Annotated in this window: 21 protein-coding genes and 1 tRNA gene; 2 read left to right on the forward strand and 20 right to left on the reverse strand. The window is 61.1% G+C overall.

Annotation, left to right across the window (positions count from 1 at the left end; all coding sequences use genetic code 11):
• The 8 genes from GX181_02745 to GX181_02780 form a co-directional block, all read right to left on the reverse strand.
• A partial coding sequence (locus GX181_02745; protein ID NLM70867.1) for a DUF4102 domain-containing protein occupies positions 1–246 on the reverse strand: 246 nt, incomplete at its 3' end.
• Between the two features lie 182 nt (positions 247–428).
• Positions 429–505 (reverse strand) — tRNA-Ile (locus GX181_02750).
• 84 nt (positions 506–589) lie between these two features.
• Entirely contained in the window at positions 590–772 is a 183-nt protein-coding gene (locus tag GX181_02755) for a ferredoxin (protein NLM70868.1), read from the reverse strand.
• 59 nt (positions 773–831) lie between these two features.
• Positions 832–1,641, reverse strand: a complete 810-nt coding sequence (gene purR / locus GX181_02760; GenBank protein ID NLM70869.1) for a pur operon repressor — start codon at positions 1,639–1,641, stop codon at positions 832–834.
• 6 nt (positions 1,642–1,647) lie between these two features.
• A complete protein-coding gene (locus GX181_02765; GenBank protein NLM70870.1) occupies positions 1,648–2,253 on the reverse strand; it encodes a hypothetical protein in 606 nt (201 codons plus the stop codon).
• Positions 2,254–2,594: 341 nt separating this feature from the next.
• Complete coding sequence (locus GX181_02770) at positions 2,595–2,834, reverse strand: hypothetical protein (GenBank protein ID NLM70871.1); 240 nt, start codon at positions 2,832–2,834, stop codon at positions 2,595–2,597.
• 118 nt (positions 2,835–2,952) lie between these two features.
• On the reverse strand, positions 2,953–4,938 hold the full coding sequence (gene selB / locus GX181_02775) for a selenocysteine-specific translation elongation factor (protein NLM70872.1): 1,986 nt from the start codon (positions 4,936–4,938) through the stop codon (positions 2,953–2,955).
• A complete protein-coding gene (locus GX181_02780; protein ID NLM70873.1) occupies positions 4,928–6,337 on the reverse strand; it encodes an L-seryl-tRNA(Sec) selenium transferase in 1,410 nt (469 codons plus the stop codon). Before GX181_02780 ends, selB begins: the two co-directional genes overlap by 11 nt.
• A gap of 213 nt (positions 6,338–6,550) precedes the next feature.
• Between GX181_02780 and yedF the strand changes: the two genes are divergently transcribed.
• A complete protein-coding gene (yedF, locus tag GX181_02785) occupies positions 6,551–7,273 on the forward strand; it encodes a sulfurtransferase-like selenium metabolism protein YedF (GenBank protein ID NLM70874.1) in 723 nt (240 codons plus the stop codon).
• Here yedF and hemW read toward each other — a convergent pair.
• Genes hemW through GX181_02800 form a run of 3 tightly spaced genes read right to left on the reverse strand, consistent with a single transcriptional unit; the run spans position 7,230 to position 10,941 of the window.
• Complete coding sequence (gene hemW, locus GX181_02790) at positions 7,230–8,450, reverse strand: radical SAM family heme chaperone HemW (GenBank protein ID NLM70875.1); 1,221 nt, start codon at positions 8,448–8,450, stop codon at positions 7,230–7,232. The genes yedF and hemW overlap by 44 nt on opposite strands.
• Positions 8,440–10,248, reverse strand: coding sequence for an elongation factor 4 (gene lepA, locus GX181_02795; protein NLM70876.1), 1,809 nt, complete (start codon positions 10,246–10,248; stop codon positions 8,440–8,442). The genes hemW and lepA overlap by 11 nt, the downstream gene beginning before the upstream one ends.
• A gap of 51 nt (positions 10,249–10,299) precedes the next feature.
• Positions 10,300–10,941: a molybdenum cofactor guanylyltransferase gene (locus GX181_02800; protein NLM70877.1), complete on the reverse strand. Its 642-nt coding sequence runs from the start codon at positions 10,939–10,941 to the stop codon at positions 10,300–10,302.
• 207 nt (positions 10,942–11,148) lie between these two features.
• On the opposite strand from GX181_02800, the gene purH reads away from it, so the two are divergent.
• Entirely contained in the window at positions 11,149–12,675 is a 1,527-nt protein-coding gene (purH, locus tag GX181_02805; protein NLM70878.1) for a bifunctional phosphoribosylaminoimidazolecarboxamide formyltransferase/IMP cyclohydrolase, read from the forward strand.
• Positions 12,676–12,678: 3 nt separating this feature from the next.
• On the opposite strand, the gene GX181_02810 is transcribed toward purH, so the two are convergent.
• The 9 genes from GX181_02810 to raiA form a co-directional block, all read right to left on the reverse strand.
• Entirely contained in the window at positions 12,679–13,905 is a 1,227-nt protein-coding gene (locus tag GX181_02810) for an argininosuccinate synthase (GenBank protein ID NLM70879.1), read from the reverse strand.
• A gap of 308 nt (positions 13,906–14,213) precedes the next feature.
• Positions 14,214–14,999 carry a 5'/3'-nucleotidase SurE gene (gene surE, locus GX181_02815; protein NLM70880.1) on the reverse strand — a complete coding sequence of 262 codons (786 nt, stop codon included), beginning with the start codon at positions 14,997–14,999 and terminating at the stop codon, positions 14,214–14,216.
• Between the two features lie 14 nt (positions 15,000–15,013).
• Entirely contained in the window at positions 15,014–15,619 is a 606-nt protein-coding gene (locus GX181_02820; GenBank protein ID NLM70881.1) for a site-2 protease family protein, read from the reverse strand.
• A 119-nt stretch (positions 15,620–15,738) separates the two neighbouring features.
• Positions 15,739–18,348 carry a CBS domain-containing protein gene (locus tag GX181_02825; protein ID NLM70882.1) on the reverse strand — a complete coding sequence of 870 codons (2,610 nt, stop codon included), beginning with the start codon at positions 18,346–18,348 and terminating at the stop codon, positions 15,739–15,741.
• On the reverse strand, positions 18,345–19,199 hold the full coding sequence (coaE, locus tag GX181_02830; GenBank protein NLM70883.1) for a dephospho-CoA kinase: 855 nt from the start codon (positions 19,197–19,199) through the stop codon (positions 18,345–18,347). Before coaE ends, GX181_02825 begins: the two co-directional genes overlap by 4 nt.
• Positions 19,159–21,165, reverse strand: a complete 2,007-nt coding sequence (locus tag GX181_02835; protein ID NLM70884.1) for a UvrD-helicase domain-containing protein — start codon at positions 21,163–21,165, stop codon at positions 19,159–19,161. The genes coaE and GX181_02835 overlap by 41 nt, the downstream gene beginning before the upstream one ends.
• On the reverse strand, positions 21,155–21,820 hold the full coding sequence (gene hypB / locus GX181_02840) for a hydrogenase nickel incorporation protein HypB (GenBank protein NLM70885.1): 666 nt from the start codon (positions 21,818–21,820) through the stop codon (positions 21,155–21,157). Before hypB ends, GX181_02835 begins: the two co-directional genes overlap by 11 nt.
• Positions 21,817–22,158, reverse strand: coding sequence for a hydrogenase maturation nickel metallochaperone HypA (locus tag GX181_02845; GenBank protein ID NLM70886.1), 342 nt, complete (start codon positions 22,156–22,158; stop codon positions 21,817–21,819). Before GX181_02845 ends, hypB begins: the two co-directional genes overlap by 4 nt.
• Before the next feature lie 75 nt (positions 22,159–22,233).
• A complete protein-coding gene (gene raiA, locus GX181_02850; protein ID NLM70887.1) occupies positions 22,234–22,737 on the reverse strand; it encodes a ribosome-associated translation inhibitor RaiA in 504 nt (167 codons plus the stop codon).
• Between the last annotated feature and the right edge of the window lie 9 nt (positions 22,738–22,746).

Below are 22,746 nucleotides of genomic sequence, written 5' to 3' on the forward strand. Positions count from 1 at the left end.
CCCGATCGGCTGCCCCGCCGCCCGGGCCATAAACATCTCGTCTCGCCGCTGCCGTGCGTCCTTCAGCGTCACATACGGATAAGGGCCGAGCGAAATTTTCCGTTCGCGGCCATCCTCCCAGTACCGCACAACGAAATACCTGCGACCTGACGGCGCCACCTGCAAATACAGGTTCCTTTCGTCGCGCAAGGCGTAAGTGGTAGATCGCGCCTTAGCAGACTTGACTGCGAGATCCGTTAATGCCATTTACATCGCCCCCTGCCATTACCGTACAACGACGCCCCCGCCTCAATCCCGTTGTACGGTTTTTTGTACGGTCATGCGTCGGATTCCGTCGCATTCTATCGCACACCACCGGACACAATACCATGAAAAGCCCGCTCTCGGCGGGCTTAACGCAATACCACGGCTTTCACCGCATAAAATACTGGTGGGCCTACCTGGACTCGAACCAGGAACCTTCCGGTTATGAGCCGGTGGCTCTAACCACTTGAGCTATAGGCCCTCCTTTGAAGCGCTGCTCATTATACGCCAGTGCGACGGAGAAAAGCAATAGTCGATCTCATTTACGAATAAGCGCGCCTGTTCGTCAATCCTCTATTGTAATACATCCCACCGGGCAGCTGTCGGCAGCTTCAACGGCGCAGTCGCCTCCCTCAGGGCGTATTACCTTGGAAACCCCGGCATCCTCGTCCATCGAAAATACCTCGGGACACACCTGAGCGCACACTCCGCATCCGATACATTCGTCCTTCTCCACGTATACACGCATGAAAGATGAAGTCACCTCCCTTCCATCAAGGGGGATTTTATATCAGCGGGAGGGTATCGTCAAACCTCGCCTTCATCTGAAATCATCATGCGCGGTTTCCCGTCCTCGTCGCTCTCCAGCCGCAGGAGGGCCCTGTACGATGCGACCGCCTTCTCCGATGGCTCGGATGCGACGATGAAGACACCTGTCCCCACGACCTCGACGCCAAACTCCTTGGCGACGAGGAGCATTCCCGCGGCCGTGCTTCCGCCTCTCATAAAATCGTCGATTATGACCACTTTTTTTCCGCTGGACAGCTGCTTGGTACCCATGTACATCGCCTTTATCTCGCCGTTCTTGGTCGGGTAGTGCACGGTAACGGCCGAGCCGTCGCTGGCCCTGTTTCTGAAACGGCAGACAGCGAGGGGTATCCCCATCGCATGAGCGGTGAAGAGGGCGAGCGGAATCCCCTTGACCTCGGACGTCATCACGATGTCCGGGCGCATCTCGCTGAACAGGGACGCCATTATGTAGCCCAGTCTAAGCCCGAAGTGCGGGTTGAAGAGGATGTCGCTATAATACACCATCCCGCCGGGCAGAAAGCGCTCCTCGTCGTTCAGCAGGACCACTAGGTCCTCGAGGAAACCGCGCTTGACATCCTCGTCCAGGCGGGGCACGAAAAAAGCGCCCCCCGTCCTTCCCCTGTCGACCGTTATGCCGCCGAGACCCTCCTTCGCGAGTGACTCGTCGATTATCGTGACGTCGTCGCTGATGACTGTCTTCGAGACGAGAAAGTCCTCGGCCAGCGACGTCAGGGAGAGCTGCCTCGACGGACAGGTGAGAAACCTCGTGGCGATCCGTATCAGTCTTTCCGTTCTTTGTCCTCTCATCGGTCATCACTCCAGAATCAATATTTTTTTTATCCATCCGATGCCGCCAAGGACCGCGGCTGTTCTTGCACATTCATCCCCGTCTATGAAGAATGAGAATGCAGCGCCTCCGCTGCCTGTTATCCCCCATGCGAGGGCGCCGCCCTCATCGAAAGTCCTGAAAAGATCGTTGTATTCAGGGTGAGCCTCCATGAGAAAAGGTGCAAAGTCGTTGGGGAGCAGGCCGTAATGTCGACAGGCCCCAAGCTTGCCCATCACGTCGTCTCTCTCCATCTCCGCCTGATCCTCGCTCATCAGGCGCGAGGACCCGAATCTCGCCGCCAGCAGCGAGAACGCCCTGCGTGTCGACATGCTCCACGAGGGTATGGCGACAACGACGTGATAGTGCGGAGGGTTGTACGGCAATCGTTGGACGTCCTCCCCTCTTCCGCCGACTTGGGCCCATTTTCCGCCTTCCAGGAAAAAGGGAACGTCGGAGCCCACCTCCTCGCCTCGCAACGAGTTTTCCTCGCTCAAAAACAGGTTGAGCCACGAGATCAGCGTGGCCGCGTTGCCACTGCCCCCTCCAAGGCCGCTTCCAGGGGGGACCTCCTTGTGAAGTCGCAGCCTCAACGGTGGAAATTTCCCCCTGGTCGCCGCCAACTCAAGGACGTCTTCAAGGATATTTCTGCCTTTGATTTGCAAGCCGGTGACATTAATCTTATTCTTTACATTATGACCATAATCGGTCTCTATTGTCAATGTTTCAACCGGGGAAAGTCGGTAAAAAAGGGAACGCAGTTCGTGGTAACCGTCCTCGCGCCTTCCAATGACGCGCAGTGTGAGATTCAGCTTGGCCGCCGACGGCAGACAGTAGATCAATTCCACCTCTCCCTTCCGTGCATGATGAAATAAAGTATGCCCCTCCACACTTCATGTGGCGGGGCATACCTGGATGCATGTGCAATTTCGGGCTAACTTCTGTTGCTTGGCAAAAGCTCCAACTCGACCTCGCGGGTCAGGAGCTCCGCATAGCTGAAGGAGACTTTGCTGTCTTGGGATTCAACGTAAAGAGTGAAAAGTTTCGGATAGGTTTCGAGGACGACTCCCTGACGCTCCTCGACCTTGCGGCGTCCCTTGGCCGTCCGGTAGCGGACCGTCAGCCCCTTGTACATTGCCACTTGCTCTCGGATCGATACTATGTTTCCTGCCATTCAAGTCACTCCTAGTAACTCGTCGTGCAGAATATGGTACCATGAATACAGAAAAATATCAAATTTCTCGGACCCCTCATGTCCGGGGATTCGAGCCTCGGAGTGGCGGCGGACTGAATCAAGCGCGCCGTTTCAACCTAGACGGTATCAGTATTCGCGCCTCTCCCGCCCTCCTCGTGTACCCCTTTGCGTCCAAGTACTCGAGCAGGGGCAGGACAAATTTCCTGGTGCTTTCGGTCAGATCCCTTACCCTGGCCAGGGTGAAGCCCTCCCTCTCCTTCAGCAGCAGATCCAGGAGCCTCTCCTCGACCTCCGCCGACAGAACGAATCCCGACACTATGGACAGGATCCCGGTCTCGCGCATCTCCTTCAGCAAGGACGCGAAGCTCTTCTCGTCCAGCCCGGACTCCGCCGCCAGCTCCTCTATGAGCGGAGGCTGAAAGCCCCTTCTTCTGCATATGTCCAGGAGAGTCTCGGATTCCCTGGCGAACCTCTCGTCGTCGCGCGGCGTGAAGGTGCTCAGCCGGACGAAACCCTCCCCCGCGACTATCACGCCGCCCGAGACAAGAATCTCCAGGAAGGCCCTGGCGGTTCTCGGCTCGAAGCCCTTCAGAGCACTACGTGACACCTCGTCCGCGACGGCTCCCGCCTGCGACGGATGCGCCTCGTGGAAATCACGAAGGAAGGAGACGACCTCCGTAGCCAGCCCGACCGTTCTTTCGGGCGACAGGAAGAGCTTCCTCTCTCCCTGCAGAAATACCACTCCCGCCCGAGCGATTTCCTCGCGGCCTTCATCCGGTGTGAGAAGGAGCATCAGTCCTTTGGGGTCCATACGCAACCTCTCGCCGATCTTCACTACGTCCGACGGGGCCTCCTGCAAGTGCCGCACAGTCTCGTCCAGGCTCAGGATCCCCGAGGAGTCGAGAAGCACTGTGAACCTCTCCTCCGGCGACTCGGCACCGGCCAGCGCCGAGATGCGCTCTACGCACGCCATCCTGGCGCTCCTCCCACGCGGTTTCGACGCGTAGGCGGAGAGGACTCGTCCTCCCGCGATCGTCTCCAGCGGACTGTACCTACGGACGACGAACCTTTGGCCGACCAGGCACACGACCTCTTCCTCCGTGATAATCTGCGCCGGAACCGTCTCACCGCCCTTCATCGAGGGTGATTGAAGGAGGGAGATCCTCGCTGTGACGTCCGACGTCCCTATGTGAAGGCGCACTCGCTGCCAGTGCCTGAGGGAGGGAACGCTGTCCAGTAGGCGAAATTCGCACTCGAAGCACTTGGTCGGCGCGTATATCCCCTTGGCGGCCAGCACGTCTCCCCTTGCGATCTCGTCTATCGATACCCCGGCCAAACTGACAGCGACCCTCTGCCCCGCCATTGCGACATCGGCGTTAGCTCCGTGTACCTGCACGCTTCGTATCCGCCCCTCCCGCCCGGACGGCAGAACCACTCCCTCCGCGCCGGGACGGAGCTCGCCCCTGTAGGCAGTACCGGTTATCACAGTCCCGAAGCCTGACATCGGGAAGGTCCTGTCCACCGGAAGGAAGAAGGGCCCCTTCCTGGGGCGCGGGGTTATCCTGTCCACGAGCAGTGCCAGCTCCCTCCTCAGTAGATCCATACCCCTTCCCTCCAGGGCCGAAACCGGCACGATCGGCCTCCCCTCCAGGAACGTCCCCTTCAGGCAGTCGCGCACGTCCTCGAGTGCCAGCTCCATCAGCTCGGAGTCCACCGAGTCCGTCTTGGTCAGTGCCGTCAGTCCATCCCTCACCCCGAGCAGGTCGAGAATCTCCAGGTGCTCCCTGGTCTGAGGCATGACTCCCTCGTCTGCCGCCACCACCAGCAGCACTCCGTCTATTCCCGAGGCGCCCGCTACCATCTGGCGGATAAATCTCTCGTGCCCGGGCACGTCGACAATGCTTGCGATTCGGCCATCATCGAGCCTCAGGGGTGCGAACCCAAGCTCTATCGTGATGCCGCGTTTTTTCTCCTCCGACAGCCTGTCGCAGTCGACCCCGGTAACTGCTCGAACCAGGGTGGTCTTTCCATGATCTATATGCCCGGCCGTGCCGAGCACCAGCGATATCTCCCTACCTTCCATCGCCGCCCTCCTCCTCCGTCCGAGCGGCGAGAACACGCTCGACATGCCCGAATGCGTCCTCGATACGCTCCTCGTCCCCCTGCAGCAGGGTTCGCACGTGTATCAGGACTTCGTCCTCCCTCGCACCAGCGACCACCGGAGGTGTCGCCTTTCTGAGCAGCTTCTGGATCCTGCCCGAGCCGCCCCATCCCGGCATGGAAAGTGCCACCCCCCAGCCGGGGAGGTCCTTCGCTGGGAACGCGCCACCGCCGACCGCGTCCTCCACCTCGACCAAAGCGAACCGTCCTTGGGGGAAGGAGACCTTCAGCCTGTCGCGAAGGGCCTCGGCCCTGGACCTCAGGGCGACGGGATCGGCCGACAGCATCGCGATCGTCGGTATGACCCCCTCCTCCCCTCTCAGGTAGAGTCTCAGGGTCGCCTCGAAGGCCGCCAAAGTCATCTTGTCCACACGCAGCGCCCTGTGGAGCGGATAGCTCCTCAGCGCCTCCACCAGCTCCTTCCTGCCCGCCGCACCGCCTATCTGTGGGCCGCCCAGCAGCTTGTCGCCCGAGAAGGTCACAAGGTGCACTCCCCCCCTCAAACAGTCGCCGACCGTCGGCTCGCCGGACAGACCGTATTGCGACAGGTCGAGCAGGGTGCCGCTGCCCAGGTCCTCTATGAAGTACAGCCCTCTCTCCTCGGCCAACGACGCCAGCTCCTCCCGCGAGGGGGAACAGACGAAGCCCTCCATGCGGAAGTTGGACGGATGCACCTTCAACAGGGCCGCCGTGTCAGGGCCGATGGCCCTCTCGTAGTCGTGCCTGTGCGTCCTGTTCGTCGAGCCGACCTCCACCAGGCGGACGCCCGAGAACTCCATGATCTCCGGGATGCGGAACGAGCCGCCGATCTCGACGAGCTCCCCCCTGGATACCACGACCTCCTTGCCCTTGCACAGAGCCGCGAGTGAAAGGAGCACCGCCCCCGCGTTGTTGTTGACCGCGATTGCCGCCTCCGCGCCTGTGACGCGACGCAGAAGCCACTCCACGTGGTCCGTCCTCGAGCCCCTCCTACCCTCGTCGAGGTCGTACTCGAGCGTGCTGTAGCTCTTCGCTACCGACAGGGCCGAGTCCGCGGCCTCGTCCGCCAGGCAGGAGCGGCCCAAATTCGTGTGCACCACGACCCCCGTGGCGTTTACTACCGGGACCAGGCTGTACTCCGACGCCCTCTTCAAGAGCGGAATCGCCCTCGAGAGCACCTCCTCTATCGACGCGGAGGAGAGTTCGCCTCCCTGCAGTTCCTCCCTGGCGGAGGAGAGGGCCGAGCCCAGTATCGATTTTGCCGCATCGCGTCCAATCTCCGCGAAGAACGGCGTCACGAGAGGGCTGTTCAGAAGGACATCCATCGAAGGAAGCGAGCGCATATCGGCTTCTTTTGCAGTTGGTCTCAAAGCGGGTCAATCACCTTTCCTGGCATGAACTTGTCTCGTGCGGCCGTCAAGCTGCCGACCTGCCTCATGGGGTGGCACTGCCATTTGTCCATAAATCTATTCTACATTATAATTGGGCGTGCGGAGAAACGAGCCGTGATACATCTCCGCGAGCTTCTAACACGCAGAGCCTGGAGGCATGTGACTATGGAGAGGATAGACGCTCGGGGGAGAAGCTGCCCGCAGCCGGTGATAATGACCAAGGCACAGATCGAGAGTGGCGCGAGGGAGCTGGAGGTCCTGCTGGACAACGCCGTCTCCGCCTCGAATGTGAAGAGGTTTCTGGAGTCAAGAGGCTACTCCGTCCTGATAGTGGACGAGGACGGGAACATCACGATACAGGCCTCGGCCGGCGAGGCACTCCTCGAAAACGCCCCCGCCGCCGTACAGCAGCTTGAAGAGCCACACGCGGAGGGCGTCGCCTCGCCGGCGTCCACCGAAGGGGACGAAGAGACTCCGACCGAGCCGGAGGAGACGCCCGAGCCGAAGGAGACCGGGCCAAGCCTGCGGGAGGAAACAGTCGCCGACCGGCGAAGGTCCATCGGCATACTGATCACCAGGCCGGTCCTGGGCGGTGACGACCCGCTACTGGGGGAGGTCCTGATGAAGAGTCTGCTCGGAACCCTCTCCCAGGTGGAACCCCTTCCCGAGGTAATCGCCCTGATGAACGAGGGAGTAAGGCTCGCCGTGAAGCACACTTCGTCGCTCGACCACTTGAGCGATCTCGAAAGAAAGGGCGTCAGGATCCTCGTATGCGGCACCTGCACGTCCCATCTCGGCCTCACGACCGACATAGGCGCCGGTGTGATATCGAACATGTTCGAGATCACCGAGGCGCTTCTTGCCGTGGACAGAACCCTCTCCCTCTAACGGGAGAGGGCTGGACGATCAGCCTCCAGATCGCGTTGGCGACCCTCATCCCCCTCGGGGATAGGGTCAGCGACGACTCGCCCTGGATAAGGCACTCGGGTGGGACTTCCTGCCTCAACACGGCCAGTATCTCCGCAAGGCTGTCCTCGCCGTGCCGGGAGATGAATTCGTCGTAGACTATGCCCCTCGAGGTGCGCAGCAGCAGTATCGCAGCCTCCCGCGCACGCCCCTCCGCATCCAGAGGCTCCATCGCCGAGACGGCGTTCCCCGTGGCAACGATCGCAGCCGCGTAGCCCGCCGCGGTCCGCTCGTTGCGGTATCTGAGCCCGTCGGCGCACCCCCACGCCCCGGCGCCGAGGGCCAGCACTTGGCCATTCGTCCAGTAAGCCATGTTGTGGCGGCACTCCCTCCCGGGCCGGGCGAAGCTCGCTATCTCGTACTGCGAGAATCCGTATTTCGGCATACGCCACTGGGCCCACCTGTAGAATCCGTACCCGTCCGCGGGACCGGGCTCTCGTTGCTCCGACCATCTGCAACCCTCGTCTACCGTGAGCTGGTAGAGCGACAGGTGATCCACGCCAAGCGACACGACCCCTTCAACCGATTTGGCGAACGACCTCAGGCTCTGACCCGGAAGCCCGAAGATCAGGTCCGCGCTCACGGAGAAGCCTTCGTCCACGCACATCCGAACTGCGTGCTCGGCCTTTTTCGAATCGTGCAGCCTCTCGAGCAGAACCAGCTCGTCGTCGGAGAGGCTCTGGACCCCCACGCTCACCCTTGTCACCCCGTGCTCCCTCCAGGCGGACAGGTGCTCTTCCAACAGGGAGTCCGGGTTCGCCTCCACGCTTATCTCCATGCCCTCGGACTGCGGGATGAGTTCGCCAAGGCGGGTCAGAAGACCGCGCCACCGATCCGGCGCAAGCAGTGTCGGGGTCCCGCCGCCGAAGTAGAATGTAGCGGCACGAACACCGCCGCCCTTCAGGAGTTCTCCGTAAAAGTCGATCTCCCTCGCAAGAAGCGAGCAGTAGCTTTCCACCTCCCCCTCGGACGGCACGAAGCTGTAGAAAGAGCAGTAGGGACACTTGGCGGCGCAGAAGGGGATGTGCAGGTAGATGGAAAAATCCTCTCCGCCCGAGAGGATTAATCCCGCTATATCCTCGCCCGTGCTACTCCTCATCCTCCTCCACCTTCAGGAAGGCGAGGAAGGCCTCCTGAGGGATGGACACCCTCCCGATCTGCTTCATGCGTTTCTTTCCCTCTCTCTGCCTCTCGAGCAGCTTGCGCTTGCGGGTGATGTCGCCCCCGTAGCACTTGGCTATCACGTCTTTTCGGAGGGCCTTCACGTTCTGGCGGACAATCACCTTCTTGCCGATGGACGCCTGTATCGGGACTTCGAAGAGCTGGCTCGGGATCAGCTCCTTCAGTTTTCGCACCACCGCCTGTCCGCGGGTGTAGGCGAAGTCCCGGTGGCAGATGAAGGAGAAAGCGTCGGCCGCCTCGCCGCTGATCAGCACATCGACCCTAACCAGATCGGAGGGTTTCAGTCCCGTGTGCTCGTAGTCGAGCGACGCGAAGCCCCTCGTCTGGGACTTCAGCTTGTCGTGAAAATCTATTATGAACTCGGCCAGCGGCAGCTCGTAGACGAGCCTCACCCGGTCGGGGGCAAGGTAGTCCATCGATATGTAGACCCCCCTCTTGTCCTGGCAGAGCTTCATCACCTTGCCGACGTAATCCGACGGCACGAAGAGGGTGAGCTTTATCATCGGCTCCCGTATCTCCTCGATATCTCCAATCTCGGGAAAGTCAGAAGGGCGATGCGCCTCGATGACCTCCCCGCTCTTCGTCAGAACCTCGTAGATAACGTTGGGGGCGGTGGCCACCAGCTCTACGTCGAACTCCCTGCGCAGGCGCTCCTTCGACACGTCCATGTGCAACAGCCCCAGGAAGCCGCACCTGAAGCCGAAGCCCAGCGCCAACGACGTCTCCGGTTCGAAGGTTATCGCCGAGTCGTTTAGCACGAGCTTCTCCAACGCGTCGCGCAGCTGGGGGTAGTCGTCCCTCTCCACGGGGTAGAAGCCGCAGAAGACAACCGGCTTGACCTTCCTGTAGCCCGGAAGGGCGGACGAGGCGGGACGGGCATCCTCCGTTATCGTGTCACCGACGTTCGCCTCGGCCACTGTCTTGATGTTGGAGACAACGTAGCCCACCTCCCCGGCGACCAACTCCGAAGCGGGTTCGAAGCTGGGTCGAAGCACCCCGACCTCCTCCAGGGGGAATACATTTCCCGTCGCCATGAACCGTATGTTTCGCCCCGGCCTCATCGTCCCGTTCACCACCCGGACGTAGCAGATGACTCCCTTGTAGTTGTCGTATTTGGAGTCGAATATCATGGCCTGCAGAGGTGCGCCCGGATCGCCCTCGGGAGCGGGTACGTCTCGCACGATTCGCTCCAGGATCTCCGTGATTCCGCTGCCCTCCTTGGCGCTGGCGAGTATGACCTCGTCGCAGTCGATCCCGACGACCTCCTCGATCTCCTTTATCACGTAATCGGGGCGCGACGACGGCAGGTCTATCTTGTTGATCACCGGCAGAATCTCGAGCCCTTGGTCCACCGCCATGTAGGCGTTGGCCAAGGTCTGGGCCTCCACGCCCTGCGTCGAGTCAACCACGAGCAGCGCCCCCTCGCAGGCGGCCAGCGATCGCGATACCTCGTAGCCGAAGTCGACGTGCCCCGGCGTGTCTATCAGGTTGAGGACGTATTCCTCCCCGTCCTCCGCCCTGTAGTTCATCCGGACGGGGACGAGTTTTATCGTGATCCCCCTCTCCCTCTCGAGGTCGAGGGAGTCGAGGACCTGCAGCTTCATATCCCGGGATTCGATCGTCCTGGTCTCCTCCAGCAGCCTGTCGGCCAGAGTGGATTTCCCGTGGTCGATATGAGCTATGATGCAAAAATTCCTAATGCGCTTCTGTTCCATCAAACGTCTCCTTCACAATTTCATTTATGTAGCGCGCCGCCAAGGGCGGCCTTACCGCAGAGGCCCCGCCACCCTCTCCAGGTCGTCCATGCTGTTGATGTTCTCAAAGGACCTTTTATAGCCCGGGAGATGCGAAAAATTCCCGTCCTCCACCAGCGACACGGGCACCATGTCGTATAGAGCGGTCGTCTTTCGCCGCCCCTCCCGGAGGAGCCTCCCCGCCTCGGGAAGGCAGGACCTGTTGTAGAACGCATGCAGCGGCTGATAGAACCCTCCGATGTAGGGAACTATCACCGACGCGCTCTTGTCCCCCGACTTCCACAGAGTCCTGACGACGGCCTCCGATATAGCGGGCATATCGCAGGCGCACACGAACAACCAGTCCGATGACGACGCCTCGAGGCCGGAAACTATGCCCAGCAAAGGGCCGGCTCTCATCGGAATGCTGTCCTGCACGACGCGAATGCCGTACCTGGAGATTATACCCGACAGCACGCTGGAAACATACGGAACCTGGCCGGGCGTCACAGAAAGAAGAATCTCGTCGGAGAATGAGACTATCCTCCTGACGACCTTCGACAGGAGAAGCTCCGAGTCGACGGCCAATGCCAGCTTCTCTCCGCCCATGCGCGTTCCCTGTCCCCCGGCGAGGATCAAAGTCGTCCGGGGCAGCACCTCGTTACAAATACTCAAGCGATACACCTCGAAGTTCTTTTGATGTCATCCCGGGCGAAAGCCCTCTCTATTATGACACAGGATGACGACCAATCCGCAGATCGGCGAAAAAGCGATTTTCCTCTTGCCCCATCGCAGCTAGCGTGGTAAAGTGATCGTCCGCATGCGTCGGCCAGAAGCCCGGCGCTCATTACGATCGGTTTTTTGAAAGGGGCTGACACGATGATAAAACGGCGAGCGCTTCTCTCTGTTTACGATAAAACAGGGATCGTCGAGTTGGCGAAATCTCTTTTCGACCTCGGCTGGGAGCTCTACTCGAGCTCGGGGACATACTCCTTCCTCCGCAAGGCGGGGATAGAGGTCGTCGAGGTGGCCCAGATAACCGGCTACCCTCATATACTTGGCGGAAGGGTGAAGACTCTGCACCCCAAGATCTTCGGAGGGATACTCGCGCGCAGAGAGAGCTCCGTCGACATGAGCGAGATCGACGAGCTGTCCATCCCCCTGATGGACATGATCGTCTGCAACCTCTACCCTTTCGAGCAGGCGGCCAGGGACGTGCGTCCCCTCGAGGAGCTGCTCGAGGAGATCGACATAGGCGGAGTCTCGCTTCTGAGGGCGGGTGGCAAGAACTTCAGCCAGGTGATAGTCCTGATGGACACAGCGGACTACTCACCCGTAGTGGAGGAGCTGAGAAGCGATGGCGACGTGTCGACCGCCACGCGGGAGCGACTTGCGATAAAAGCCTTCGCCGCCACCTCTTCCTACGACGCCATGATCGTCGAAGGAATCAAGCAGGCCACGGGTTTCTCCCATCCGGAGCAGCCTATTGACCTGCCCCTGGTTCTTAGGCGTCGCCATCAGCTTCGGTACGGCGAAAACCCCCACCAGGATGCCGCCCTCTACCTGCCCCCTCTGAGCAATCTCCCTTGGGAGCAGCTCTCGGGCAAGCCCCTGTCCTACAACAATATACTGGACGCCGACTGCGCCATGCGCGGCTGCGCTCTGCTCCAAGGCTATTGCGGCGCCCTGGTTGTGAAACACGCGACCCCCTGCGGGATGGCCACGGGAGAGACGCCCTTGGAGGCATACGAGCGTGCCTACGACTGCGACTCGCTTTCGGCCTACGGCGGAGTCGTGGGAATTTCGAGAAAGATCGACATGGAGGCGGCTGCGGCCCTTTCGGGCAAGTTCATAGATGTCCTGATCGCCCCGGGCTACGACGAGGGCGCTGCCTCCCTCCTGGCGGAGAAAAAACCCTCCCTCCGAGTCCTGGAATGGAAGGGAGGCAGGGTTTTCCGTGATCAATTCGTAGGCACTTGGAGCGGGATGCTGGTGCAGGAGGACTCTCTGCCGCCCATGCCCGACCTGAAAAAGTGCAGATGGATAGGAAAGTCGCGACACGATCTGAAGGAGGATATTCTGCTCGCCTGGAAGGCGGCCGCCCTTTCGAAGAGCAACGCCATCTCCATCGTGAAGAACGGAGCGACAATCGGCATCGGCGCCGGCTTCTGCAGCAGGTTTCACGCCGCGCGGTTCGCCGTGGAACAAGCCGGGGAGGCGGCCAAGGGGGCGGCCATGGGATCCGACGCCTTCTTCCCCTTCCCCGACGCTATCGAGCAGGCCGCCAAGGCCGGAATCGCCGTCATAGTGCAGCCGGGAGGCTCCATAAGGGACGAGGAGGTCTTCGCCGCCGCCGAAAAGCACGGCATCTCCATGCTGATAAGCCCGAACCGCACCTTCCGGCATTGATTTCTACTTGGCCACTATCTTCACGGCCTCCTTGCTCTCGTGCACCTGCCGCCACGTCTTTATCGGAAGCCCCCATATCTTGATGAACCCGACGGCTGCGGTATGGTCGAAGCCATCATTCTCCGAGTAGGTGGCCAAAGTTTCGCTGTAGATCGACTTCGGCGCCTTCATCCCGCGGACGACCGCCATTCCCTTGTAAAGACGGACCTTGACGACACCGCTGACGTACTGCTGGGTCTCGTCGATGAAGGCGTCTATCGCGTCCTTCAGGGGAGAGAACCAGTACCCCTCGTAGGTCAGCTCACCGAACTTGGCCTCGAGCTCCTTCTTCGCCGCAAGCACCTTCTTGTCCAACGTCAAGGTCTCGAGCGCCCTGTGAGCGTTTAACAGGGTGATCGCGGCGGGGCATTCGTAGACCTCGCGGCTCTTGAACCCCACCAGCCTGTCCTCGACCATGTCGATCCGGCCCACTCCGTGCTTGCCGGCCAGCTCGTTCAGCCTCTGCACCAGCGTAGGGCCGTCCATGTGGACCCCGTCGAGGGCCGTCGGCACGCCCTTCTCGAACTGGATCTCCACGATGTCCGGATGCTCGGGAGCCTCCTCGGGCTCGCAGGTCAGAGCGTAGGCGTCGTAGGGGGGCTCGTTCCATGGGTCCTCGAGGATGCCGCACTCTATCGACCGCCCCCAGATGTTGTCGTCTATGCTGTAGGGGGAGGCGTGGGTGGCCTCCACCGGGATGCCGTGAGCCTGCGCGTACTCCATCTCGGCCTCGCGGGAGAAGCACCAGTCTCGAACCGGGGCCAGAACCGCCAGGTCCGGGTCAAGGGCGTTGGCGCAGACCTCGATCCTCACCTGGTCCTGCCCCTTGCCTGTGCATCCGTGCGCTATAGCGACAGCGCCCTCCTTCTTGGCTATCTCGACCAGCACCTCCGCGATCAGAGGCCGGGAGAGAGCCGAGTTAAGCGGATATACGCTCTGGTACATACCGTTCGCCTTCAAGGACGGCCAGACGAACTGCTCGACGAACTGCTTCTTCAGGTCGAGAACGTAGGCCTTCTCCGCCCCGGTCCGAAGCGCCTTGGCCTTCGCCGCCTCGAGATCGACCGCCTGCTGCCCGACATCCGCCGTCATGGTGATCACGTCGTACCCCTGCTCCTTCAGCCAGACCACCGCCACGGACGTGTCAAGCCCTCCACTGTAAGCAAGCACTACCTTCCCGTTCTTCGACATCCCGATCCCCTCCTGGAATATAAAAAAATGAACCCGTCCCCGAACAGGGACGAGTTCATGACAAACCCGCGGTACCACCCAACTTGACGGATAATCCGCCCGCTCCTTCGTCTCTACTTGGCCTCGGCCTTTCTTCGAGACCGGCTCGGAGGCTCTATTCCCTCGTCGCCTGCGGGAGAGGATCTCAGCCCCTGTCCTCCCCTCTCTGTCGCCGCGCCGCGAGGTACTCCTCCTCGTCATCGCCGTGCATATCACGATGAAACGTATTATACACGGCACGAAACATTTGTCAAGCGATTTCAATCCAGTTAACTAAAGTTTATTTTTTCCAGTCCATCCGAAACCAGACTTTCGAGCGACGGGTAGTGGGTCATGTCCATGTGCACCGGCGTTATCGACACGTAACCGTGAGCGACGGCCCAGACGTCGCTGCCCTCGTCCAGCAGGTCCACCGCCCTCCCCATCACCCAGTAGCAGGAGCGCCCCGTCGGATCCTTCATCCGGTTGACCTTCTCCTCGTACCTGCGCACTCCCTTGCGGGTCACCATCGTTCCCCTTATCTCGTCCAGCGGCAGGTTGGGGACGTTCACGCTCAGCAGCACCTCTTTGGGAAGGGGGGAGAGCCTGGAACGATCGACCAGAGCACGGGCGACGGCGGACACAGTGCCGTAGTGATGCTCCTCGTCCTCCTCGCGGCAGTCCAGCGAGAAGGCCATGGAGGGACGACCGAGAAGGAGACCCTCCATCGCGGCGGAGACCGTGCCGGAGTAAGTAAGATCGTCACCCAGGTTTGGGCCCCTGTTTATCCCCGCCAGCACCATATCCGCATCCGTCCGGATCACCTCCAGTCCCAGCAGCACACAGTCGGAGGGTGTTCCGTCGCACGCGTAGACCCTGCAGGAATCCGGATAGAGCCCCTCTTCCACCGGCCACAGTTTAAGCGGGCGGGTCAGGGTCACCGAGTGCCCCGTGCTGCTTCTCTCCCTGTCGGGGGCCACCACGGTACAGTCCTCCCCGTGCTCCGAGAGGCGGCGGACAAGCTCCACTATGCCCGGCGCAAGGACTCCGTCGTCGTTAGTGATAAGAAGCTTCATCGCGCGTCCCGGCCCTAAAACAAGATCAGCCTGAGGAAGAACATGACGACCGGACCCATAATCATCTGCACCACTCCCAGCGCGACCAGGATCATCAGCAGGAAGAAGCCGTATCTCTCCAGCCAGAAGAACTTCTCCAGCATGTAGGGGGGCAGGAGGGGGTAGAGTAGCTTGGAGCCGTCAAGCGGAGGGATGGGGATCAGGTTGAACACGGCGAGTCCGATGTTGATCACGATCATCAGAACGACGAATTGCCTTAGGGCGGCATTGGCCAGGAAGACGCGGGGAAAGAAGCGGGCGAACATGCCGAATATGAACGCCGTCAGGAAGTTGCCCGACACCCCCGCGATCGAGACGAGAAGCATGTCCCTTCTAGGCTTCTTGAAATAGCGAGGGTCGATCGGGACAGGCTTCGCCCATCCGAAGCGGAAAAGCAGCAGCATCAGCGCTCCCACCGGATCCAGGTGTTGCAAAGGGTTGAGGGACAGCCTCCCGGCGTTCTTTGCGGTCGGGTCGCCCAGGATATAGGCCATGTATCCGTGGCAGAACTCGTGAAACGTTATCGCCCACAGGACGGCTGGAACGCTTAAAAGCAGCTCCGCAAAGGCAGGCATTCTCATCATAAGATCGGTCACTCTCCTCGATTGTCCGCACTGAGCGGACGATTAACTCGCCGGACGTCCGTGACGCCTGATCCGGAGTCCCGGATCGCCGGCCCCTCCTCGGAGCCGTTCCCCCGTCATCGCAGGGGGAAGTTCTCCAGGACGTACTTCCTCTCTTCCTCCTTCGTACTCAGCACCTCGTCCAGCCGAAGAAGTCTAAGCTCGCGCAGTATCTCGCCTATCCCGGGGCCGGGCGGGTAGCCGAGCTCCAGGAGTTCTCTCCCGGTCATCATCGGGCGCACCAGGTGAAGCCTGGCGAGGTACAGCAAGAGCCTCCTCCTGACCCTCCATCTCTCCGTCGCCGCGCTCCAGAAGAGAGTCTCCACCGGGGCATGTCCTTCGAGGAAGGCCACTATCCTAGAGTTGGGCGGCCCGGCCCTTCCCCCGAGCTCGTGCTCCGCAGTCCTCAATCCTGTTATACATCTTACTACAAGCCCTCGCTCCGACTCCGACAGGTGCAGCCTGTCCAGCGCGGCAATCCTGGTGTTCTCCGGCGACTCGACGAGGAGGGCGGCGAAAAAGGCGAGCCACTGCCTTCCCTTGAAGTCCGGGAAGTCACGCGAGATGCGGGCTAGGAACGCTCCGAGCCTCCTGAACGTCCTGCGGCTGATCTCGCCGACCCTGATGCCGGGAAAGAGGACGTCCCAGGCGCCCAGCTCTCCCATCCGCCTCGCGGCCGCCCACGGGTACCTCTCGCTGAAGGAGAGTTCCAGCTCGCTACGAAGCCTGTATCCCGACAGCCGCACCAGGAGCCCTCCCCGAATGCAGCCTCGCACCAGGCGAAGGGTGTTGTCCTCCATCGCCAGACCGAGGCGCTGTTCGAGCCTCACTGCCCGTATCACCCTGGTCGGGTCCTCGACGAAACTCAGGTTGTGAAGGGTCTTCAACGTCTTTCGCTTCAGGTCCATCCTGCCGCCGAAGTAGTCGACAAGGACGCCCCTGGTGGTAGGGTTGATGGAGACGGCCATCGCGTTGACCGTGAAGTCCCTTCGGTACAGGTCGTGCTTCAGCGAGCCGCTGAAGACCTTCGGCTGGGCCACTGGAAACTCGTAGAACTCCCTCCTGGCCGTAGCCACGTCCACCTTCACCCCGCCGAAGGAGATGGTCCCCGTCCTGTACCTCTCGTGAACAGACGCCCTGAATCCATCCTTTTCGAAGCTCTTTAGCAGGCGGACGGCGTCCCCCTCGACGACAATATCGAGGTCGAGGTTCTCCCTGCTCAGCAGGAGATCGCGGACGATACCGCCAACGATGAAGGCGCGCATTCCAAGCTGCTCCGCCCTGCCCCCGATCGCGGCCAGCACGTCCTTCTGCCGCTGGGAGAGCTGTTCGTCCATCAGAGGGGAGATATCCTCCATCCAGGGCAGCTCGGGAGCGGTCTTTCTCTCCTCCGCCGATAGGTACAGAGGGTAGAGGGCCTTCACCAGGTCCGTCCTGGTGATTATCCCTACTATTCGCCCCTCGTCCACCACGGGAAGCCGCCCTATGCTGTGCATGACGAACAGCCGGTGGGCCTCCCTGATTGAGGCGCCGCGAGGCACGGTCATTATCCCCTCGGTCATGAACTCCCTGATAAGGGTCTTTCCAAAGCCGTGGAGGTGGGCCTTGTCCAGGTCCTTCCTGGTGATCATCCCCAGTATGTTCTTCCCTCTGACCACGGGAAGGGCCGAGTGTCCGTACCTGAGCATGATCCTGTACGCGTCGTCCACCAGCGAGTCGGGCGGAACCGCCATCACGGGCGACGACATTATGTCACCTGCTGTGATGGAAGGCTTTATCGCCTTCGAGAGGAGCTGCTCCATCTCCTTGACGAGCGGCATGGGCTTGACGTTCTGCAGTGTTACGGACGCCGCCTGCGGGTGTCCGCCTCCCCCCATCGGCGCGAGGAATGCGGCCATGTCGAGCACGTCCTCGTAGCTGCGCCCGACGAGGTACGTCCTCGTGTCCATCTTGACAGCGGCTATGGCTACATCCGCCTCGAAGTAGTCCCTCAGGCGGTGGACGAAGAGGGATAGCCCGTCGACGTATACGGGGGACGTGACAGCGGAGAAGACGGTCTTCGCCCCGTTGATGAAGCGTTCCCAGGCGTTCTCCACCAACGAGTCCAGCAGACGCCTCTCCGGGGGGGAAAGGGACATCTCGATGAAGGAGGGGATCGACGCAATGTCGCCGCCCATCTCCTTCAGGCGCGAAACTGCGGCGAAGTCCCTGGCGGTCGTGCCACCGAAAGTAAGCCCACCGGTGTCCTCGTAGATCCCGGTGGCGAAGAGGGTAGCCTCGTGAGGCGCTATCGGTATCCCCTTCTCGAGAAGTATCTCGACCATCAGGGTGGTGCATGCGCCGAGCGGCTCTATAACGATCTTTTCCCCGTCGATGTCGTCCTTGGACGGCGGGTGATGATCGTACACGTGCACTGCGATGCTCTTCTTCCCGAGCAGAGCCGCGAATGGTCCGATCCTCGAGCGAGACCTTGCGTCCACGACCACGAGCATGGTGACCTCGTCGAACTTGATCTTCCTGGGAGTCAGGACGGTCCAGCGGGACGCGTTCTTCTTCAGGAAGTCCCTCACCGTGCGCGACGCGGACCCGGCCAGGCAGAGCTTGGCGCCCGGGTAGAGCTTGGACGCCGCCACCATGCTTGCGAGGGAGTCGAAGTCGTTGCCCACGTGGCTGGTTATGACTATCAAGGCGACAGGGCCCCCAGCACGGCCAATCTGTCGGGCCAGCTCATTCGTCGGATACTATCCACGCGGGGCCGATGCGTTCCCTCACGGGGAGGCAGAAGGGCGAACTTGCTCTCGAGAGTGAGAAACTCGAGGATCCAGACGCTCCTTCCCCGCCCCGGCATCTCGGCGTCGCGGAGCAGGGGCTCGGCGCCGAGCCCCTTGTACGTCAATCGCCCGCAGTAGTCGTCTGCGTCCTTCCTGCAGTCGAAGACCATCGAACAGCGAACTATCCCGCTCGCCTTCTTAAAAAGCGCCCCGAGCTCCTCGCCCCGTGCCAAGAGTTCGTCTAATGACCCAGAGTTCTCGACAACGTAGTCAGCCAGACGTTTCTTTTCGTCGGTGGGGAGCAGGAACCGCTCTCGCCTGGTGATCTCGTCCGCGTTCCACCCTCGAGCCCTGTTTCTCTCGGCCCGCCTGTCGGCGGGCGCGGCGACGTATACGCTGAGGTCAATCCACCAGGGCAGCCCTCCCTCGAACAGCAGAGGGATCTCCGCCACAACCCAGCCCTCGAGAGAAGCCGCTGCCCTCTCCATCTCTATCCTGACGGCGGGATGGACCAAGTCGCACAGATTGCGATACTCGACCGGGCTGGAGAAAGCCGCGTCGGCGATTATCGAGTGGACGACGGCGCCCTTTTCGTCGACAACGCCCTCCCCCCACAGGGAGACAGCCCTCTTGACCGTCTCGGGGCGGCGCCAGATAGAGCGGACGATCTCGTCCGCGTCGATGACCGACGCCCCCATCCCCCTCCAGCAGGCGGTCAGGGTGGACTTACCAGCCCCAACGTCTCCTGTTACCGCCGAAACCAGCATATGGGCACTCCTCCTCGCCCCTGTCCTCAACGACCTTGAACTTGTCCGGAACCTCCCACAGAAAGCGCGACAGACCGTTGCGAAGGGTCGCGCCGAACAGGCGGCGGGAGCGAGCGCCGGACAGGTACAGCCGCTCCTCCGCCCTGGTCATGCCCACGTAACACAGCCTCCGCTCCTCCTCCATGCTCTCTCTGTCATCCATGCACTTGGAGTGCGGAAAGACCGACTCCTCCATCCCCACCAGGAAGACCACGGGGAACTCAAGCCCCTTGGCGGCGTGCAGGGTGAGCAGGTTGACCGCGGCACCATCCGCGAGGTCCATGCTCTCCAGGTCGGTGAAAAGAGCAGCCTCCGCCAGCATCTCCGCGAGGCTGCCGCCCGTCGGGACGATGGATCTGAGCTCCCGGATGTTCTCCGCTCTCTCCTCCCACCCCTCCGGATCTGCCTTCTGCAGCTCCGCCTCGTACCCGATGTTTTCGAGTATGTAGAGCAGTACCCTGTTCAAGTCCTCCGCCCTCCGCAGGATCTCCAGCATGTGACCGCCCAGCTGCCTGAAGCCCTCCCCCGCCCTGCCGCTGATCTCCTTCGAGGAGGACGCGGCGCTCCACAGCTCCTCGGGGTTTTCGCCCTCGAATGACTCGATGAAAGAGAGGACCTTCTCGAGCGATTTCTTCCCCAGGCCCCTTGCCGGAATGTTCGCTATGCGCGAGAGGGAGACCCGGTCCGACGGGTTCACGGCCGCCCGCATGAACGACAGCACGTCCTTGACCTCCTTGCGCTCGTAGAAGGCCGTCCCGCGGACCACGCGATAGGGCAGGCGTCCCTCAAGGAACTTCTGCTCGTAAACCCGGCTCATGGCGTTTATCCTGTACAACACCGCGACATCGCCAAAGCCGTACCCCTCCGTATCGTGAAGGCGGCGAATCTCCCGGACGAGGAAGTCGGCCTCGTCGTACTCGCTCCTGCCCAACAACACGTGTATCTTCTCCCCCATGCCGCGCGAGGTCCACAGGTTCTTCTTGCGGCGGGCGGAGTTGCCCCCTATCAGGTAGTTCGCGCCTCCCAGGATGTTGCCCGACGAACGGTAGTTCTGGTCGAGCACCACCACCTTCGCTGACGGAAAGTCCTTTTCGAAGTTCAGGATCATCCCCATGTCCGCCCCCCTCCAGCCATAGATCGACTGGTCTGGGTCGCCGACCACCATTATCCTTTCGCCGGCGCCCACGAGCCTGCGCAGAAGCAGGTACTGAAGCCTGTTGACGTCCTGGTACTCGTCTACGAGCACCCAGGACAGCCTCTCCTGTTCCTTCCGTCTTAGGTCCGGATCCTCAGTGAGCATCAGCAACGGAAGCAGCAGCAAGTCGTCGAAGTCGACCGCGTTCTGCCGCCTCAGCTCCTTGCCGTAAGCTGCGAATATATCCCCGTAGACCCCTTCCAGAAGTGGGGATTCCGCCCTGTTCTCGTTCTTGACTATCGATATCCTCTCAAGCACGGAGGGAGGCTCGAACTGCTTCTTGTCAAGCCCCAGGCTGTCAAGCACGTTCCTCACCAGCGAGCGGCTGTCGTTTCGGTCGAACACTGCGAACCCGTCGCGCAGCCCCACGGTCTGCAGGTGCGAGCGATTCCTGAACAGGAAGCGCAGCCCGAAGGAGTGGAAGGTGGACACCTGCATATCCCCTACCCCCTCTCCCAAAAGGGCCCTTACCCGCTCCTTCATCTCGTTGGCCGCCTTGTTCGTGAAGGTGACGGCGAGGAAATCCCACGGCCTCGCCCTCTCCGTTGCGATCAGGTAGGCGATCTTGTGGGCCAGGACGCGGGTCTTGCCGCTCCCGGCGCCCGCCAGCACCAGCAACGGGCCTTCGCAGTAACTAACCGCCTCCCTCTGGCGCGGGTTCAGCTTCTGAAGAAGCTCCCTCCGGCTTTCATCCAAGGCTGTCTCGCACCTCACGGGGAGATCAGCGGACATTCGCCTTCTTCTCCCTGGCCTTGAGCACCACGAAGTCGACCCAGTCCTTCACCCCTTCTCCCGACAGGGAGTTCAGCATAAACAGCGGCGCATCCGGGTTGAGCTTTCTTACATCCGAGTTGAACATCTCCATGTCAAACGAAAGATGAGGTAGAAGGTCGGTCTTCGTCAGGAGAATCGCCCTCGCCGAGGTGAACAGGTACGGATATTTCAACGGCTTGTCCGCCCCCTCCGGCGTGCTCAGCACCGCCACCTTGAAGTCCTCTCCCAGGTCGAACTCCACGGGGCAGACCATATTTCCGACGTTCTCTATGAAAAGCACGTCCAGAGTGTCCAGGGGCAGGGACTCCATCGCCTTTTCGACCACGTTCGCCTGGAGGTGGCACCCGCCCCTCGTGTTTATCTGCACCACGGGCACCCCCAGTCGCGCCATGCGCTCCGCGTCACGATCCGTCGCCAGGTCGCCCTCGATGACTGCCATCGAAAGGCCCGCCTGCAACGCCGTCCTCTCCAGCATCGTCGTCTTTCCGCTCCCGGGGGAGCCTATGATGTTCACCATGAGCAGCCCCATCCGAGCGTTCCTGTCCCTGATGGACGAGGCGAACTTCTCGTCCTCCGCCATCACCGACTGCTGAATAGTGACAACCTTATTCACAGCGCCTCAACCTCCACTGAATGAATTTCAAGCTCCATGCCCGTGACCGTCTCTCGCTTGAGCGACCCGCACGAGGGGCATGAAGCGCAATCCTCCGCCCAAGGCTCTCCGCACTCCCCGCACCTGTTGGTCAGCGGGACCTCCTCGATCTCAAGCGAAGCGTCCGAGAAGGGGGTATCCTTGACCAACGTCCCGAAGGCGAACTCCAGCATATCCGGAAAGACCTGGCGCAGAGCGCCGATGCGAAGGCGCACCCTCTTGACTCCGCTCCACCCCTCGTCCTCGTACATCTTCAACAGGGCCGAGACAATCGCCTCGGCCAGCGACAGTTCGTGCATCAAGCACCTCTTCTTATTGAGAGAAGGACCCTTTCGGGTCCTTCTCCGTCTCTTAGGGGCAATCCGGCGCGGCCGTCAGTCCGTTGGCTCCAGCAGGCCGTATCCCCCGTCCTTTCTCTTGTACACCACGTTCACTCCGCCGTACTCCGCGTTCTTGAACAGGAAGAACTCGTGCCCCAGCAGCTCCATCTGCATCGTAGCCTCTTTGGCGCTCATCGGACGCAGGGGGAAGCGCTTCACCCTAACGATGTCCTCCACGGGAGGAATCGGAAGCTCGGGCTCTGTGGCGTGAATCCCGAAGGAGACGTCGTGGGTCTTCAGCTGCGCACGATCCTTGAGGTAGCTCTTGTGCCTCTTGATCTGGCGCTCGAGGTTCTTCAGCGCCTGGTCGAAGGCCTTTCTCATGTCCGAGTCGTTCTCCTGCCCCCTCATTATCACTCCGTTGGCGTTGGAGGTTATCTCCACCGTGTAAAGGCCCCTGCCGAAGCTGACGACTATTTGACTATCTATGATACGGTTGAAAAACCTCTCTAGCTTGGACATCTTGTTTTCCATGTAGTCTTTTAAATCTTCCTTGATCTCGACTCC

This window comes from Synergistaceae bacterium (assembly GCA_012521675.1).
Taxonomy (GTDB): Bacteria; Synergistota; Synergistia; order Synergistales; family Aminobacteriaceae; genus JAAYLU01.

Bases quoted from the DNA above. Each gene is read 5' to 3' on its own strand.
- GX181_02755 (NLM70868.1), bottom strand. From the start codon at position 772: ATGCGTGTATACGTGGAGAAGGACGAATGTATCGGATGCGGAGTGTGC.
- purR (NLM70869.1), bottom strand. From the start codon at position 1,641: ATGAGAGGACAAAGAACGGAAAGACTGATACGGATCGCCACGAGGTTT.
- GX181_02770 (NLM70871.1), bottom strand. From the start codon at position 2,834: ATGGCAGGAAACATAGTATCGATCCGAGAGCAAGTGGCAATGTACAAG.
- selB (NLM70872.1), bottom strand. From the start codon at position 4,938: ATGGAAGGTAGGGAGATATCGCTGGTGCTCGGCACGGCCGGGCATATA.
- GX181_02780 (NLM70873.1), bottom strand. From the start codon at position 6,337: ATGCGCTCGCTTCCTTCGATGGATGTCCTTCTGAACAGCCCTCTCGTG.
- yedF (NLM70874.1), top strand. From the start codon at position 6,551: ATGGAGAGGATAGACGCTCGGGGGAGAAGCTGCCCGCAGCCGGTGATA.
- hemW (NLM70875.1), bottom strand. From the start codon at position 8,450: ATGAGGAGTAGCACGGGCGAGGATATAGCGGGATTAATCCTCTCGGGC.
- lepA (NLM70876.1), bottom strand. From the start codon at position 10,248: ATGGAACAGAAGCGCATTAGGAATTTTTGCATCATAGCTCATATCGAC.
- GX181_02810 (NLM70879.1), bottom strand. From the start codon at position 13,905: ATGTCGAAGAACGGGAAGGTAGTGCTTGCTTACAGTGGAGGGCTTGAC.
- surE (NLM70880.1), bottom strand. From the start codon at position 14,999: ATGAAGCTTCTTATCACTAACGACGACGGAGTCCTTGCGCCGGGCATA.
- GX181_02820 (NLM70881.1), bottom strand. From the start codon at position 15,619: ATGAGAATGCCTGCCTTTGCGGAGCTGCTTTTAAGCGTTCCAGCCGTC.
- coaE (NLM70883.1), bottom strand. From the start codon at position 19,199: ATGCTGGTTTCGGCGGTAACAGGAGACGTTGGGGCTGGTAAGTCCACC.
- GX181_02835 (NLM70884.1), bottom strand. From the start codon at position 21,165: ATGTCCGCTGATCTCCCCGTGAGGTGCGAGACAGCCTTGGATGAAAGC.
- GX181_02845 (NLM70886.1), bottom strand. From the start codon at position 22,158: ATGCACGAACTGTCGCTGGCCGAGGCGATTGTCTCGGCCCTGTTGAAG.